This window comes from Pseudoxanthobacter sp. M-2, assembly GCF_046156265.1.
GTDB lineage: Bacteria > Pseudomonadota > Alphaproteobacteria > Rhizobiales > Segnochrobactraceae > CAMDHY01.
This window is the reverse complement of the sequence record NZ_JAWDIR010000046.1, coordinates 1-15990: the sequence shown is the minus strand read 5'-3', so window position 1 is coordinate 15990 and position 15990 is coordinate 1. Positions and strand designations below refer to the sequence as shown.

Sequence of the window (15990 nt, the reverse complement as noted above, 5' to 3'; positions counted from 1 at the left end):
TCTATGGAGACGCTGATCGTCCTCGCCGTCGTCGTGCTGGTCGGCCTCTACGGGGTGAAGATCTACAACGGCCTGGTGTCGCTGCGCACCCGCGTCGAGGAGGCGTGGTCGGACATCCAGGTGCAGATGAAGCGCCGCTACGACCTCATCCCCAACCTCGTCGAGACGGTGAAGGGCTATGCCTCGCACGAGCGCGAGACGCTGGAGGCGGTGGTGAAGGCGCGCAACATCGCCGTCGCGCAGACCGGCACGCCGGAGCAGCAGGCGGCCGCGGACCGCGCCGTCACCGGCGCTCTCGGCAAGCTGTTCGCGCTAGCCGAGGCCTACCCGGAGCTGAAGGCCGACCAGAACTTCCGCGCGCTGCAGGACGAACTCGTCGCGACCGAGGAGAAGCTCGGCGCCTCGCGGCGGTTCTACAACGGCTCGGTGCGCGACCTGAACGTCATGGTCGAGCAGTTCCCCTCGAACCTGATTGCCGGCGTCTTCAAGTTCTCCAAGGCGCAGTTCTTCGAGCTCGACGAGGACGAGCGCGCCGCCGCCTCGAAGCCGGTGAAGGTGTCGTTCAACTGATCGTGTGGCGGATCGTGGGGCAGGCGGGCATGGGCGGAATCACGGCCGGCTGGCGGGCCTTTGTCGCGACGGTCGTGGGACTGGCGCTGCTGGCGCTCGTCGCCGCGGCACCCGCCGCCGTCATCGACGATCCGGGCGGGCCGGAGCGCATCCTCGCCTTCGACGCGAAGATCCAGGTCGAGACGGACGGCAGTGCCGAGGTGGTCGAGACGATCGCCGTGGTGGCGCGCGGCGACCAGATCCGCCGCGGCATCTTCCGCGACATCGAGATGGCCGTCGACAGCGGGTTCGGCCGATCCATCGCGAGCCTCGACGTCGAGGGCGTGATGCGCGACGGCGAGGACGAGCCCTATTCGGTCGAGTGGGACGGCAACACGCGCCGCATCCGCATCGGCAGCGGCGATGTCTTCCTCGAGAGCGGCGTCCACGTCTACGAGATCCACTACCGCTTCTCCGACGCGGTCGGCTTCTTTCCCGACCACGACGAGATCGACTGGAACGCCACCGGACCAAACTGGGATTTTCCGATCGAGCGCGTGCAGGCGACCGTGACGCTGCCGGCGGGCGCGACGGTGCTGCAGAGCCGCGCCTATACCGGCTCGTTCGGCTCGGACGACGAGAACGCCACCAGCGCGCGACCCTCGCCGGGCACAATCGTGTTCACGACGACCGCGCCGCTCGCCCCTCGCGAAGGGCTGACAGTCGCCGTCGGCTTCCCGAAGGGCTTCGTCGCAGAGCCGACGGCGACAGACAGGTTCCTCGCCCAGGCGATGCCGGCCTTCGTCGCCGGCGGCGGGCTGTTCCTCGTGCTCGGCTACTTCCTGTGGGCGTGGCTGCGCGTCGGCATCGACCCGCCGGGTGGACCCATCATCCCGGTCTACACGCCGAGCCTGCCGCCGGCGGCGATGCGCTTCCTCGAGAAGCGGCGAGCCGACGGCACCGGCCTCGCGGCCGCCCTCCTCGACCTCGCGGTGAAGGGCCACCTGACGATCGCCGAGGCGGACGGCGGCGGGCTGACGTTGACGCGTCGAACCGACGGGGCGCAGCGCGAGCCCGCGGCGAGCGAGGCGGCGGTTCTCGCCGCGCTGTTTCCGGGGGGCGCCGGGACGATCACCCTCGGCAGCACAAGCGAGGACAAGCGGCTCGCCCAGACCGAGGGGGCGATGGGCAAGTTCCTCAATAACAAGCTGCTCGGCGAGCACATCCGCGGCAATCTCGGCTGGTACGCGATCGGCGCGGTGCTGACGATCCTCACCTGGGTCGCAGTGGTGGCGGTGTCGCAAGCGAGCGAGGAGCTGATCGGCTTCGGCATCGCCGGTATCGTCACGACGGTGATGACGGCGATCTTCGGCGCCAAGGCGGTGGCGCTGTGGGGCGACGTGCGGGCGGGACGCTGGCTGTCTCTGCTCCCCGCGGTGTTCTGGTCGCTGGTGCTGGTGCCCCTCGCGGTCGGCTTCCTGGTGGTGCTGTGGGGCCTCGTCGGCACGATCGGCCTCGTGCCGGCGCTCCTGCTCGTCGCCACCGTCGTCGTCAACGTAGTGTTCTTCCGGCTGCTGCCGGCCCCGACGGAGCGCGGGCGGGCGGCGCTCGACGAGATCGAGGGGACGCGGCTCTATCTGTCGGTGGCCGAAGCCGACCGGCTGAAGTTCCACAATCCGCCGGACCGCACCCTCGCCCACTTCGAGGCGATGCTGCCCTATGCCGTGGCGCTGGACCTCGCGACACCGTGGACGGAGCGCTTCAAGGACCTCATCGCCGCCTCCGCCGTCACCGCGGCGGCCGCCGGTGCGGTCGGCAGCGGCGGCTGGCATCCGGGCTGGTACAGCGGTGGCCGGGGTGGCGGCATTCCGACCGACTTCGGACGCTCGTTCGAGAGCCGCATCCGCACCTCGAGCCAGGCCGGTGCGCGGGCGATCGCAGCGGCGGCGGCCCGCGCCTCCGGGCGCTCGAGCTCGTCCGGCGGCGGCTTCTCCGGCGGCGGGCGCGGCGGCGGCGGAGGAGGCGGCTGGTAGGCTCAGCGGACCAGTGCGCTCAGTGCGCTTTTCAGTGCGCTTCGGGCTGGGCGATCTTGCGGTGACGGACGCGGGCGGAGTGCTCGATCGCCGCGACGACCAGCGGGGCGACCTCGAGACGGTCGCGCAGCATCTGCAGGAAGCGCAGTTCCTCCTGCTCGACCATCACGTCGGCGGCAGCGACATCAACCGCGAGCGCGTAGGCGGTCTCATAGAGCGACTCGGGTAGCGCGTCGCGGATGAGGTCGAGCATCAGGTCGAGCCCGTCCTCGTCGGCGAGGATCTCGCTGCACGCCTCGCCCGCCATGGCGATCCGGTGCGGCTCGAAATCCTTGAACATCGGCAGCGTCTTGACGACGTCGGCGATCCGCCGGAGTTCGGCGTCGGTCATCGTCCGATCGGCCGCCGACGTCGTCACCATCGTGTAGATGAGGGCGTCCTGGGAGGTGATCGCGCTCTGCATGGGCTTCCTGGGGATGGGCGGCGGTGCCGCGAAAGGACGAGGCGTCTAGCTAGAGGCTTCCAGGCCCGGGTTCAACGGGACGCGGCGCCGCGCAGGGCCGTCGAGGAGATCGGATCGCGCGGGCCGTGCAGGAACACCCACGCCGGCGGCCGGCGGTCGGGGAGGCTTGCGGCCTCCGCTTCCGGCACGCGCCAGCGGGCGAGTGCGATCGCCGCCCGCGCCGACAAGGGCGCGAAGGTGGCCCCCGGCCGGTCGACGAAGGCGATCGGCAGCAGCCCGGCGATGAACCGCCAGCGCTCCCAGCGGTGGAGGCCGGCGAGGTTGTCGGCGCCCATCAGGAAGACGAAGCGGACGCCGGGCCGGCGCGCCTTCAGGAAGGCGACGGTGTCGGCGGTGTAGGTGTAGTGGCGGGCCGCCTCGAAGGCGGTGACGACGATGCGCGGATCGTGCGCCAGGGCCTTTGCGGCCGCGACCCGCTTTGCCAGCGGCGCTAAGCCGTCGTGGGTCTTCAACGGGTTGCCGGGGGTGACCATCCACCAGACCCGGTCGACACCGAGACGCTTCAGCGCCGTCTCGGCGACGGCGAGGTGGGCGCGGTGCGCCGGATTGAAGGAGCCGCCATAGAGGGCGATGCGCATGCCGGGCGCCGAGGGCGGCACCCGTAGCCAGTCGGCCTCGGGCGTCTGGCGCCCCTCCCCTGCCCCAGCAGCGTCGTTCACGGACGCGTCTGGCCGTGCCCGCGGACGCGATACTTGAAGCTCGTCAGCTGCTCGACACCGACCGGCCCGCGCGCGTGCATGCGGCCGGTGGCGATGCCGATCTCAGCCCCCATGCCGAACTCGCCGCCGTCGGCGAACTGCGTCGAGGCGTTGTGCAGCACGATGGCCGAATCGACCTCGGCCATGAACCGCTCGGCGGCGGCCCCGTCATCGGTGAGGATCGCGTCGGTGTGGTGCGAGCCGTTCGTCTCGATGTGAGCGATCGCCGCGTCGAGGCCGTCGACCACCGCCACCGAGACGATGGCGTCGAGATATTCGGTGGTCCAGTCGGCCTCGCTCGCCGGCATTGCCGCCGGATAGAGCGCGCGCACCGCGGCGTCGCCACGGATCTCGCAGCCCGCCGCGGCGAGCGCATCGAGCACGGGTCCGATGTGCGTACCAGCGAGCGCGCGGTCGAACAGCAGCGTCTCGGCGGCGCCGCAGACGCCGGTCCGGCGCATCTTGGCGTTGACGACGACGCGCTTCACCATCTCGAGGTCGGCCGGCGCGTGCACGTAGACGTGAACGAGGCCCTCGAGGTGGGCGAATACCGGCACCCGCGCCTCGGTCTGCACGCGGGCGACGAGGCTCTTGCCGCCGCGCGGCACGATGACGTCGAGATTGCCGTCGAGGCCTGCGAGCATGGCGCCGACGGCGGCGCGGTCCGGCGTCGGCACCAGTTGGATCGCGTCGGCCGGCAGGCCGGCGGCTTCCAGTCCGCGGGCGAGGCAGGCGTGGATGGCGAGCGAGGTACCGAGGGCATCGGAGCCGCCGCGCAGCACGACGGCGTTGCCCGCCTTCAGGCAGAGCGCGCCGGCGTCCGCCGTGACGTTCGGCCGGCTCTCGTAGATGACGCCGACGACGCCGAGCGGCGTGCGGACGCGCTCGATCGAAAGCCCGTTCGGCCGCTCCCAGGCGGCGATGACGGCGCCGACCGGATCGGGCAGGTCGGCGACCTCCTCCAGCGAGCGGGCGATCGCCTCGATGCGGCCGTCGTCGAGTGTCGAGCGGTCGATGAAGGACCCGGCCTGTCCGGTCTCGCGCATGGCGGCGACGTCGCGGAGGTTCGCCGCCAGGATCGCCTCGCGGTCAGCCCTGACCGCAGCAGCCATGGCGCGCAGCGCGGCGTTCTTGGTCTCGCTCGGTGCCAGCGCCAGCGTGCGGGCGGCGGCGCGGGCGCGACGGCCGATGTCGGCCATGATGGCGGCGACGTCGTCGCCCGCCACGTTGGTGCCGGTCTCGACCGGACGGAGCGATGTCAGCATGTCTCGTCCTCCTGCCCGCGGTGGCGGCCGTGCAGCGCCATGTCGTCCCGGTGGATCATCTCGCCGCGTCCGGCATAGCCGAGAATCGCCTCGATCTCCGCCGTCTTGCGGCGGACAACGCGCTCCGCCTCGGCACGGTCGTAGGCGACGAGCCCGCGGCCGAGCTCATGGCCGGCCTCGTCGAGAATGCGCACGCAATCGCCGCGCTCGAAGGCGCCGTCGACGGCGGCGACACCGGCCGGCAGCAGGCTGCGGCCGGCCTTCAGCGCCGTCACCGCCCCGGCATCGACGACGAGGGCACCGCGGGGGTCGAGCGAGCCGGCGATCCAGGTCTTGCGGGCGGTGGCGGGCGAGCGGGCGGCGAGGAACCAGGTGCAGCGGCCGCCGTCGTCGACGGCGGCGAGCGGGTGCTGGCGCTTGCCGGAGGCGATCACCATGGCCGTGCCGGCGGCGACCGCGATCTTGGCGGCGTCGACCTTCGTCTTCATGCCACCGCGCGACAGCTCGGAGCCGGCGGCCCCCGCCATCGCCTCGATCGCCGGGGTGATCACGTCCACGACGGGAAGATGCGTGGCAGTCGGGTCCTGTGCCGGCGGTGCCGTGTAGAGGCCGTCGATGTCGGAGAGCAGCACCAGCGTGTCGGCGCTCGCCATCGTGGCGACGCGGGCGGCGAGGCGGTCGTTGTCGCCGTAGCGGATCTCGGTGGTGGCGACCGTGTCGTTCTCGTTGATCACCGGCACGGCGCCGAGGCGGGCGAGGGTCGCGAAGGTCGAGCGGGCGTTGAGGTAGCGGCGCCGCTCCTCGGTGTCGCCGAGGGTCAAAAGCACCTGCGCGGCCGTGACGCCGTGGCGGCCGAAGGCCTCCGACCACGCGCGGGCGAGCGCGATCTGGCCCACCGACGCCGCCGCCTGGCTCTCCTCGAGCTTCAGCGCCCGCCGCGGCAGACCCAGCACGCCGCGGCCGAGCGCGATGGCGCCGGAGGAGACGACGATCACCTCCGTGCCGCCGGCGCGCAGCGCCACGAGGTCTTCCACCAGGCTGTCGAGCCACGTCGACTTCAGCCGCCCGGTCGTGCCCTCGACGAGCAGCGCCGAGCCGACCTTGACGACGAGGCGGCGCGAGGCGGCGAGCCGGCGACCGTCCGCAACCGCCGTCGCGACGGGCTGCGCCGTCGGAACGGCGCTCGCGGCGACCGTGCTCACGGCCGCCACCGCTCGGCGGGCTCCGCCGGCAGGTCGCTCGGGTCGGGCTCGTTGGCGCCGTCGATGGTTCGCAGCAGCGCCCGGAGCGCGCGCTCGACGCCCTCGCCGGAGGCAGACGACAGCGCCAGCGGCGTCTTCTTCGCCGCCCGCCCGAGCGCCTTCAGGCGCTTGTCACGCGTCGCGTCGTCGAGGGCGTCCACCTTCGACAGCGCGACGATCTCCGGCTTGTCGGCGAGTTCGTCACCATAGGCGGCGAGTTCGCGGCGGACGACCTTGTAGGCAGCGGCGGGGTTCTCGTCGGTGCCGTCGACGAGGTGCAGCAGCACCCGGCAGCGCTCGACGTGGCCGAGGAAGCGGTCGCCGAGGCCGACGCCCTCGTGGGCGCCCTCGATCAGGCCCGGGATGTCGGCGAGCACGAACTCGCGCGCGTCGACGCGGACGACGCCGAGGCCGGGATGGAGCGTGGTGAAGGGATAGTCGGCGATCTTCGGCTTCGCCGCCGTGACGGTGGCGAGGAAGGTCGACTTGCCGGCGTTGGGCAGCCCGACCAGGCCGGCGTCGGCGATCAGCTTCAGCCGGAGCCAGAGCCACTTCTCCTCGGCTTCCTGGCCGGGGTTGGCCCGGCGCGGCGCCTGGTTGGTCGACGACTTGAAGTGGGTGTTGCCGAAGCCGCCATTGCCGCCCTTCATCAGGCGGAAGCGCTCGCCGACGCGCGTCATGTCGGCGATCAGCGTCTCGCCGTCCTCCTCGAGGATCTCGGTGCCGGCGGGCACCTTCAGGACGACGTCGGCGCCCTTGGCGCCGGAGCGGTTGCGGCCCATGCCGTGGCCGCCGGTGCCGGCCTTGAAGTGCTGCTGGTAGCGGTAGTCGATCAGCGTGTTGAGGCCGTCGACGCACTCGATCCAGACGTCGCCACCGCGGCCGCCATCGCCGCCGTCCGGCCCGCCGAACTCGATGAACTTCTCACGGCGAAACGACACCGCTCCCGCGCCGCCGGCGCCGGAGCGCACGCATACTTTCGCCTGGTCTAGGAACTTCATGACTGGATCGTCTCGCGCGACGCCATAGCGAGCGCGGAAAAGCGCTCGTGGGTCAACAGGGTGTCCGTATGCGGGAGGTCGGCGCCCCGCGCAAGGCAGAACACGCGGCTCTCGCCCGTCACCGCGAAGCCAAGCCGGCTCTGGACGGCGAGCGAGGCGCGGTTGCCGACGAAGACGCCGGAGCGGACGCGCTCGGCGCCGAGCGTGCCGAAGGCGTGGGCGAGCACGGCGCGGCCGGCCTCCGTCGCATAGCCGCGGCCCCAGCGGGACGGCGTCAGCCAGTAGCCGAACTCCGGCGCCGGGCCGATCTCGTCGAGGCCGATGCCGCCGGCGAGGCCATCGTGATCAAAGATCATCAGCGGCAGGCCAGCACCGCGCGCGAGGTCGCCGCCGGCGAGGCCGAGGAAGGCGTCGGCATCCTCGCGCCGGTATGGGAACGGCACGCGCGCCAGCCAGCGTACCACCGGCCAGTGGCCGATGGCCGTGACGATCGCGTCGCGGTCGGCCGCCGTCGGCGGCCGCAGCAGCAGGCGCGGCGTCTCGAGGCGGACGGCGGCGAGCCCAGTGGCCGCGTCGCTCATCGCCACACCCCGTCGTCGCGGGGACCCGGACCCGGCGCCGCCGTCTTCTCGCCGGTCGCTGCCCGGTGGTCGCCCCAGGCGCGCAGGGCCTGCCAGCATTTGCGGTCGAGGCGGTAACGCTCGACCGACATCATGCCGCGCAGCGCCTTCGAGTGGCGCAGGCCCGTGCCGACCCACTGGAAGCCGCATTTGACGATGACCCGCCGCGACGCCTCGTTGGTCATCCGGCAGGACGCCCACACCTCGTCGAGCGGGCTCGAGCGGAAGGCGTGGTCGATCACCGCCTGCGCCGCCTCGGTGGCGTAGCCCTGGTTCCAGAACGGCTCGCCGATCCAGTAGCCGACCTCGGTGTCGCCGGTCGCGGGCTGCGGGCCGAAGCCGACGGCACCGATCACCGGCATGCCGGGACGGCGCAGCCGCACCAGCAGCCCGCGCCCCGGCGAGGGCGTCGTCACGCGGGCGATCCACGCCTCAGCGTCGGCACGCTCGTACGGATGCGGCATCGTGGCGAGATTGGTCGCGATCTTCGGATTGTCGGCGAGCGCTGCCAGCGCAGCCGCATCCTCCCGGCGTGGCGCGACCAGCACGAGGCGCCGGGTGGTCAGACATTCGTCGTCGTCTTCGAGACTCTCGTCTTCCGCGAACATGGGAACTCTCCGGTCCGAAACGCACGAGGGGAGGCGTTCGACCGCCTCCCCTCCGCGCTCACCGGAGAGTGACGGTCATCCCGTCAGCCCCCGCGGTCTTTAGGACCGTCCTCGCACCGGGGTCTGAAGAGACACCGGCGCGGGAACTTCCCAAGGCCGGCTTCTACTCGGCGGCTTCCGCCGTCGGAAGTACAGAAATGTACGTGCGGCCGTTGGCTTTGGCCTGGAACTTCACCTTGCCCTCGACGACGGCGAAGATGGTGTGGTCGACGCCCATGCCGACGCCGGTGCCCGGATGCCACTTCGTGCCGCGCTGGCGGACGATGATGTTGCCGGAGATGACGGCCTCGCCGCCGAACTTCTTGACGCCGAGACGTCGGCCGGCCGTATCACGACCGTTACGCGACGAACCGCCTGCTTTCTTGTGAGCCATGGAGCTCTCCTATTCCGACCCGTTTTCCGACTTCAGGCGTTCGCCGCGGCGCCCGGCACGATGCCGGTGATGCGCACGACGGTGAGCCGCTGGCGATGACCGTTGCGGCGGCGCGAATTCTTGCGGCGCCGCTTCTTGAAGACGATCACCTTGTCGCCGCGGGTCTGCTCCACCACTTCGCCGGCAACGGAGGCACCCTCGATCATCGGCGCGCCGACGACGGTGCCGGCCTCGCCGCCGACCATGAGGACCTCGCCGAAGGTCACGATCTCGCCCGCCTCGGCGACGAGCTTCTCGATCTTCAGCTGGTCACCTTCGGCGACGCGGTATTGCTTGCCGCCGGTTTTGATCACTGCAAACATCGTCCGTCACGTCCTGCATTCTCGGCCGATCGGCCGGCGGGAGCCGGTCGCGCTCGACACACATTGCGCGCCCTTCGGTGCCGCGGGCGTTGGCCGGGCTGGTCGGACGGGCCGACGGGCCTGGCGCGGTTTCCGCGGACTTGCAAGGGACGAGCCCGACAGCCCAGGATCTGGACAGCGGCTTCGTCGGAACCTCGGGCAGCGCGTTTGGCGGGATTCCCCCGCCTTTTCGCCCGGGCGGTCTATACGCTCGCGCCCCGTGCGTCAACGCCGGGCGGCGACCGGAGGACCCGGGAAAGCGCGCTGCGGGGCGCCAGCGCCGTGGTTTCCCGATGGCGTGGCCGAGCCGCATCACCCGGGCGTGGCGACAATACGGTCACCACTGTCGCATCGGCTCCGCCAGACCGGGGGTCACCGCCGCTGCTTCGATGAACTCGACACTCCCGTCACGGCGACGGGTGAAGCCCCCCTCGCCTCGATCTCGGCCGCGCGCTCGCAGCGAGCCGGGCGGCGGTCTCCTGCTCGATCTCGGGCCAGAGTGCGTCGAAAGCCGCGGCGTCGACGCGGCCATAGTGCTGGAACGCGAGGCCCGCCGCAACGACGACGCGGGCGCCATGGCGGCGACGCCACGCGGCGAGACGCCACCGCTCGCCGGAGACCGGCAGCCGGCCCGTCGGCAGGAAGGCGCGCGCCTCCGCCGCACACCCGGCGACGGTGAGGCGGACGCGGGCGAGCCGGTAGCCGGTCGATTCGTAGAACACGGCACGGGCGACCTCCTCGGCGGCCAGCCCCGCGACGAGGAGCCCCGGCTGCCGGCAGGCCGGAGCGGCGATGAGGACCGGGAAGTCGGCGCCGTCGACACGCACGGCGACGTGGCCGGGCAAGAGCGCCGGCCGGCAGGCGAGCGCCTGCTGCGGCCGCCCGAACACCACCTCGAACAGGGCCGGGTCGCGCAGGGTGCCGAACAGGAACAGGGGAAGGTCGTCGCCGTCCGGCCGGGCAACCGGGGAAAGGCCCGCCGCATCGGTCACCACCATCACGGTCGCCACCGCCGCGGCCGGCCGCGAAACATCCGCCGGGACAGCCGGACAGGCGAAGCGTGGCGAGGCGGGATCATCGGGTCGCACATGACGGTCTGTGCCGGATGGTCGAGGCCAGCCGACGGCCTGGCGCCAACACTCTACGGCACCCCGGCACGGATTCTCCAGCCATCCCGAAGCCCGCATCTCCCACCGCCAGGACTTGGCTCGGAGACTTGGACCGGAGACTTGGCTCAAGGGCTTGGCTCGAGGACTGGGCTCGAGGACTGGGCTCGGCGACCTGGGCCACGGCCGCGCGATCGGGAAGAGGTCACCGGTGAACCCCGGCCGTCGGCGACCACGGGCGCGCGGCCCCACTGAAGGGCCGCTTTGCACCCTTGTCGGCTGGACGACGAGGACCCGGCGGGCTCGCGGCCGACGGCCATACCGCGGAGGAATGGCCAACTCCAGCGGGCAGCCCCGCGGCCGAGGTCGAACGGCCACCCGCGTCCGGTCGCGGGTGCTTCTGACCGGCGAACGGAACGAACCAGGCATGGGACGCCGGCTCTGCGCATTGCGACAGCCGCAGCCAGAGCGGACGCCAAGAGGTGGCGAAGCAGTGGACCCTGCGCCCCGAGCCAGGCGGAACGGTGGGTCTGCGCCCTGACCAGCAGAGACGGCCTTCCCGAGCGCTCATGAGCGGAGCGGCGACATCGCCGAGTTGTCCGGTGCCAGGGCGCACGCACCGCACCTGGAGGGAGTGGGATGGTTCGCAGTCATCGCGGCCGAAGCGCCGCTGCAAAGAAGCGCCGCTGCAAAAGAGTCGGTTTGCTCGGCATCGGAGTGGCCGAAGCGGAGATGCGGGGTACCCGAGGCCGTGCTGCGAAACGCAGGGCTTTGCCGGCGGCCTCCGCCAGCGGCGCGGCGGCGCCAAGAAACGTACCTAGCGCGGCTCCAAGGGGGAACGCGACAAGCGCGGCGCCGTGTCGCCGGAAGTTCGTATCGGGAGACCGCTTGTCCGCCCGGCCGGGCCTGTGTATGGTCCGCGCCGCTCGTCGACCGGCGGCCCGCAGACCTTTTGGCGGGCCGTGGACACGTTCTCGGAGAGGTGCCGGAGCGGTCGAACGGGGCGGTCTCGAAAACCGTTGGGCGCGCAAGCGTCCCCAGGGTTCGAATCCCTGCCTCTCCGCCATTCCAGATCATAAGCAACTGAAGTTAAAAGATATTTTTTGGGCGCGTCGTCGACACCCCAACATTTACCCCAACTAATTCCGCGTCTGCAGGCGAATGCCGGCGAGCTTTAGCGGACGGCCTTCGGCGCTCCGGGGTTCGATCTGCACACTCGGTAAAAGACTGTTGCGACGCATCGGAAGCCCCGGGTCGCACCGCAAGGGGCGCCTCTGAGCGCCAATCTGGAAGGTGTTGAGCGGGCCGACTTGGCGGTCGTTCCAAACAGCGTTTGACCGAACCATGACCGGCCGACAGGCCCACTGCGGCCGCGATCATCGCCGTCGAACCCTCAGCAATCAGCCCGATAAGGTTGACATACCGCTGGTCCGCGAAACCGGAGCGGTGGAGCACCTCTCCACGCGGCTGCGATGACGCACGGCTCACGATGGCGCGCTCGGCCCCCGGAATGCTTCAGTGCCGGCTTCAGAGCGTTGCAATGTCGTTGCTGACCCGCCACCGACCCCGCTGGATGCATACCATGACCCGGTGGAGCACTCCCGCGGTCAACAACCTTTAATTGGTGGAATAGGTCAACTTCCGGCGCGGACCTTCGCAAAGGTCAACATTTGACAACATCCACCACTTGGCAGCGCTCCTGAAGGGAACTCAGAAATGCTGCATTTCGCTACGATTCCAGCTACTTAACTACGGTCCCGCTGGCGGTGCGGTCCCGGGGAGCCCGTACGGGTGAACGACTGAAATTCGCATCCGACGTCGGAAACATCCGAACTTTGCGGATATAATTGGGAGAAACCGCACATCGAGACAACATTCTCGAACACGCAAATACTTACCTTAGGTTGTACCGACTGTATCGCCCGTCGTCGCCGCGGGCGTCGGCGCCGTGCTCGTCGATGGACACCACTCTCATCCCCGCCAGCCGGTCGAGAGGGCCGCCGATGCCGAGCAGCTCGCTCGCGGGCCAGCCGCACGCCAGAGCTTCGGCGCCCCATTCGTCAGCGAGGATGGAGGCTGCCTCGAGTCTGGCTTGCCGCGATTGCCCTGCCCGCCAAGGAGGCGGGTTCCAGGTACGGATGGCGACGAGCTCCTCTGAGATTTCGCGGGGAAGCCCACCTTCGAACTCGTGGATCGCCGCCGCTTCGTCGAGTTCGGATTGCAGCCGTTCTCGTAGTGCGACAAGAGCCGGCGACAGTACAGGCGTGTCGCTTGCGCCAAGTGCGCCGATTGCTCGGCGGTCTTGCCGACCGGCGCACTCCCGGCGCGATATCGCACCGGGAGTGCCATTTGTGCCGTTTGAGCCGATAGCGTCCCGACCGGTAGATTTTTCGGGAAGCTCGGCTTCGTCGGTCGGCGGCATCTCGCGCAGAGCCCGCGCGAGATCGCCCCACTTACCCATCAGGCCACCTCCCCGAGGGCCGGGTTGATCTCATAGTCTGCCTTCTGTCGGCCTTTGGTGCCGCCCGCCCGCGACGGGCACTTGCGGATGAGCCCTCCCTCTTCGAGGACGTCGCAGGCCGCGGACATCACCTTCGCCTCCCGAAACGGACCGCCGATCTTCCGACGGAGGTCGCGGGCATTGAAAGTGAGTTTGCCCTCCGACCGCGCGATCTCACGCAGCCGGCGCCCGAGCGTCATCGCGTCGCGCTCCGCGTCCGGCAGAACCGCGTCCCCGAGCACCCGTTCCGCCATCGGCAGGAAGTACTCGTCCAGTATGGCGCAGGCGGTGACGACCGCCGGGAGCGAGATGGCGGTCGGCGGCGGAGCTTCGGGCGGGCCAGACGCCCACCAGAGGAACTCGATGATGCAGGAGAGCCTCAGCGCGTGTCCGCGCGCCTTGCCGAGCGTGCCGGCGTACAGCCCCGACACGTTGTTGGCCCGCTCCACGACTTCCCGGCCGAACCGCTCGAGCGCGTCGATGGCCGCGGACGTCAGCGGCACGACGACGGGCTGCGGCTCACCGATCTCGTTCAAGCCCATTTCGAGGTCTGCCAGCCTCGTGATGATCGGCTCTGCCTTGTCCTTGAACGGAAGTCCGCGCGCGATCCGCAACTCGGGGAGCACGTCCGGCCACGCCCACAGGAAGCGCGCGATGAACCCGTCCTCCGCCCCCCTGAGTGCCTCGTTCAACTTGTCGGGCTGGATGCCGCCGAGGACGCCGATCGACAGGCGGCGGATGACGATCGGGACCGGGTGCTTCACACGATCGACGGTGTAGAAGCGCCCCCCGTAGCTTTCGAGCGCGAACGAGAGGTCGGCGTCCCGGCTGCCGTAGCGGCCGAAGCTCGCGAGCCAGCCGCTGAGCTCGTCGCGGTGCATGAGGAGCCCGCGCGGGTTCCCGGCAGCGAGGAGGGCCTGTTTCTCGATCGTCGCGTCTCCGAGGATGACGCGCTGGCGCTCCGGCAAGTCGGGGTCCTCAGCCTCGGCCGGCTTGGGCGGGACCGCATCCATCTTCCCCTCCTCGGAGGCCTTCCGGACCTCGGCCTCCCACTTCTCGCGAGCCGAAGTCGCGACCAGGCGCCGAACTTCGAAGTCCCGCAGCCGATCCTCGTGGTCCGCTCCTAGCTTCGCTTCCGCCTCGCGCACGAGTTCGACCACGGACGACATCGCGGGGGACTTCCCGCTCGACGGATGTCCGACGATCGCAGCCCACAGGAGCGGCGGCTCCTTCCAGCCGGAGCCTGCGAGCGGCCACCGGACGTTGGCGAGCATGGCCCCGGCGAGTGCGAGCAGCGGCACCACGACGTAGTCGATGGCCGTCGACGAACCCTCCGCCTTGATGATCGCCCATTCGCCGAGGACGTCCCCGAGCCAGCGCACGTCGAACTGCGGGGACGAGCGACGGCCGCCGGTCAGGACGGTGAGGTCGGGGGCATCCCAGTCCGCCGTGGCAGAGGGCACGGACGTCGAGCAGGAGTTGCTCAAAGGCTCGTGCGGCACCGCCATGCCGGACTCCAGGCCGCTCTGCAGCGTCCGGACCACGGTCGAGTAACCGTCTTCCGCGATGAGACCGTTCTCGGTGCAAGCGCCCATGAACGCGCCCTCCACGACGGCACGATCGATCCAGCCGGCACGAACCATCCGCCCCATGCGGTAGGACACCGCGTTGAGCAAGTCGTTGCGGTGGCCACCGGAGCAGGCGGCCAATTCCGTCCGGTTCCCCTGCAGCGCCGCGTCCGCGAAAGCGATTTCGCGCGCACCCGCTTCGCCGGGCCGGGGTGCCGGCATCACGGCCGCGGGCTCCGGCACCGTGGCTCCGTGGTGGAGTTCCGTCGCTGCGGGCGGTCGCACGCACTCGCCGAGCAGTTCGTCCACGGCGACGAGGAAGTCCGCGATCATGCTCTCGGTGACGAGCGTGAGGGCGGCGAGCGCCGTGGTCTCGGGCGATCCGCCGCGCCATTCGTACTGCGCGCCGGCCGGGTGGGCACCGTCAGCCAGGAACTGCTGCCCTCGGCCGAGCACCTCGATCCGCTTGCAGGCGCTGGCTCGCTTCTTCGGCTCCCCTTCTGCGGCGCGGTAGAGGATCAGCATCCGCGGGCTGTCGGCCCGGTAGCGGGTCGGGCCGCCGCCGAGGACGCGGTGCGCGATTGCCTCGACCGCGGCCGCCGTCACGGGGTCGTCGATGTCGATGTCGATGGCCTGCAGCCCATCCGCGAGGATCCCCGTGGAGAGGGCGCGCGGGGAGACGATGAAGCCCTCGCCCACGCACTCGGGCGGGGTCTGGCGAGCGCGCTCCGGCCAACGCACGCCGTGCGGAGCCTTGCTTGCGGATTTGACGGGGACGGGGCGGTAGCCGTTGGCCCAGAGGGCGTGACGGAGCGCGCACACGCGCGCTGCGTCGTCGCCGAACTTGCTCTGCTGATTCATCTTCACTGCGCCAGCCGCGGGTCGATCTGGAAGTGCGGCAGGCTGTCGAGGTAGTCGTAGAGATCCTGTTCGAGGATCACCGTCCTGGAGCCGAGCTTGCGGGCCTTGAGCCGGCCCGCGTTCAGTTCCTGGTAGAGGTGCGTGCGGCCGCACCCGATGACGCTGAGCGCCTCATTGATGGAGTACGCGCGGGGAGCTTTAGGAAACGTCATGTTGTGCCTCGCTTTCAGATGCACACGGGCGGATGTGTGCGGCGAGGACTGAATTAGACCGAGGTTCGGCGGAGGTGGTGAAGCAAACAGGTCATGGCGTGTTTGGCTTATCTGACTTATCTGGCGCTGCCGGAGACTGGCTGGAGCGCCTCGAGCGGAGCGTCGGCTGAAGGGTTGGAGTGCGCAGCCCCATCTCCTCCAGAGCTCGCCGGACAGAGGACTCGGACACAGTGAGACCGCCGATTTTGTACAGGTCAATCGCTACGCTCTTGACCGGCAGCGCAGCGGGCACTCCTTCGGGATAAATCTCACTCAGCTTCTCAGCGATCGCGTTCTGCGCTCGCCGCACGGACTTCCGTGAGCGCGCACCA

The 15990-nt window shown here is 70.4% G+C and carries 15 protein-coding genes and 1 tRNA gene; 3 read left to right on the top strand and 13 right to left on the bottom strand.

The genetic code is table 11. The features are described 5' to 3' along the window. Window positions 1-12: 12 nt before the first annotated feature. Entirely contained in the window at window positions 13-570 is a 558-nt protein-coding gene (locus RUR49_RS22975; RefSeq protein ID WP_409148989.1) for a LemA family protein, read from the top strand. Between the two features lie 29 nt (window positions 571-599). Next, complete coding sequence (locus tag RUR49_RS22970) at window positions 600-2582, top strand: DUF2207 domain-containing protein (RefSeq protein WP_409148780.1); 1983 nt, start codon at window positions 600-602, stop codon at window positions 2580-2582. A 31-nt stretch (window positions 2583-2613) separates the two neighbouring features. Here the strand turns inward: RUR49_RS22970 and RUR49_RS22965 are convergent, their stop codons facing one another. The 10 genes from RUR49_RS22965 to RUR49_RS22920 form a co-directional block, all read right to left on the bottom strand. Continuing rightward, window positions 2614-3045 (bottom strand): tellurite resistance TerB family protein, encoded by a 432-nt coding sequence (locus tag RUR49_RS22965; protein ID WP_409148779.1) that lies wholly within the window; start codon window positions 3043-3045, stop codon window positions 2614-2616. A gap of 71 nt (window positions 3046-3116) precedes the next feature. After that, window positions 3117-3764 (bottom strand): nicotinate-nucleotide adenylyltransferase, encoded by a 648-nt coding sequence (locus RUR49_RS22960; protein WP_409148778.1) that lies wholly within the window; start codon window positions 3762-3764, stop codon window positions 3117-3119. Continuing rightward, a complete protein-coding gene (locus RUR49_RS22955; RefSeq protein ID WP_409148777.1) occupies window positions 3761-5068 on the bottom strand; it encodes a glutamate-5-semialdehyde dehydrogenase in 1308 nt (435 codons plus the stop codon). Before RUR49_RS22955 ends, RUR49_RS22960 begins: the two co-directional genes overlap by 4 nt. Next, window positions 5062-6270: a glutamate 5-kinase gene (proB, locus tag RUR49_RS22950; RefSeq protein WP_409148988.1), complete on the bottom strand. Its 1209-nt coding sequence runs from the start codon at window positions 6268-6270 to the stop codon at window positions 5062-5064. The genes RUR49_RS22955 and proB overlap by 7 nt, the downstream gene beginning before the upstream one ends. Continuing rightward, window positions 6267-7310, bottom strand: a complete 1044-nt coding sequence (gene obgE, locus RUR49_RS22945; protein WP_409148776.1) for a GTPase ObgE — start codon at window positions 7308-7310, stop codon at window positions 6267-6269. The genes proB and obgE overlap by 4 nt, the downstream gene beginning before the upstream one ends. Next, the gene (locus RUR49_RS22940) at window positions 7307-7891 is read right to left on the bottom strand and encodes a GNAT family N-acetyltransferase (protein WP_409148775.1); all 585 of its coding nucleotides are present in this window, start codon (window positions 7889-7891) and stop codon (window positions 7307-7309) included. The genes obgE and RUR49_RS22940 overlap by 4 nt, the downstream gene beginning before the upstream one ends. Next, window positions 7888-8538 (bottom strand): GNAT family N-acetyltransferase, encoded by a 651-nt coding sequence (locus RUR49_RS22935; RefSeq protein WP_409148774.1) that lies wholly within the window; start codon window positions 8536-8538, stop codon window positions 7888-7890. The genes RUR49_RS22940 and RUR49_RS22935 overlap by 4 nt, the downstream gene beginning before the upstream one ends. A gap of 163 nt (window positions 8539-8701) precedes the next feature. Continuing rightward, entirely contained in the window at window positions 8702-8971 is a 270-nt protein-coding gene (gene rpmA / locus RUR49_RS22930; RefSeq protein ID WP_409148773.1) for a 50S ribosomal protein L27, read from the bottom strand. A gap of 32 nt (window positions 8972-9003) precedes the next feature. After that, complete coding sequence (gene rplU, locus RUR49_RS22925) at window positions 9004-9333, bottom strand: 50S ribosomal protein L21 (RefSeq protein WP_409148772.1); 330 nt, start codon at window positions 9331-9333, stop codon at window positions 9004-9006. Between the two features lie 446 nt (window positions 9334-9779). Continuing rightward, window positions 9780-10382, bottom strand: coding sequence for a gamma-glutamylcyclotransferase family protein (locus RUR49_RS22920; protein WP_409148771.1), 603 nt, complete (start codon window positions 10380-10382; stop codon window positions 9780-9782). Between the two features lie 1072 nt (window positions 10383-11454). On the opposite strand from RUR49_RS22920, the gene RUR49_RS22915 reads away from it, so the two are divergent. Further along, window positions 11455-11544 (top strand) — tRNA-Ser (locus tag RUR49_RS22915). 828 nt (window positions 11545-12372) lie between these two features. On the opposite strand, the gene RUR49_RS22910 is transcribed toward RUR49_RS22915, so the two are convergent. Genes RUR49_RS22910 through RUR49_RS22900 form a run of 3 tightly spaced genes read right to left on the bottom strand, consistent with a single transcriptional unit; the run spans window position 12373 to window position 15619 of the window. Beyond that, entirely contained in the window at window positions 12373-12939 is a 567-nt protein-coding gene (locus tag RUR49_RS22910) for a hypothetical protein (RefSeq protein WP_409148770.1), read from the bottom strand. Continuing rightward, on the bottom strand, window positions 12939-15407 hold the full coding sequence (locus RUR49_RS22905) for a DUF3987 domain-containing protein (protein ID WP_409148769.1): 2469 nt from the start codon (window positions 15405-15407) through the stop codon (window positions 12939-12941). Before RUR49_RS22905 ends, RUR49_RS22910 begins: the two co-directional genes overlap by 1 nt. 2 nt (window positions 15408-15409) lie before the next feature. After that, window positions 15410-15619: a helix-turn-helix domain-containing protein gene (locus RUR49_RS22900; RefSeq protein ID WP_409148768.1), complete on the bottom strand. Its 210-nt coding sequence runs from the start codon at window positions 15617-15619 to the stop codon at window positions 15410-15412. Between the last annotated feature and the right edge of the window lie 371 nt (window positions 15620-15990).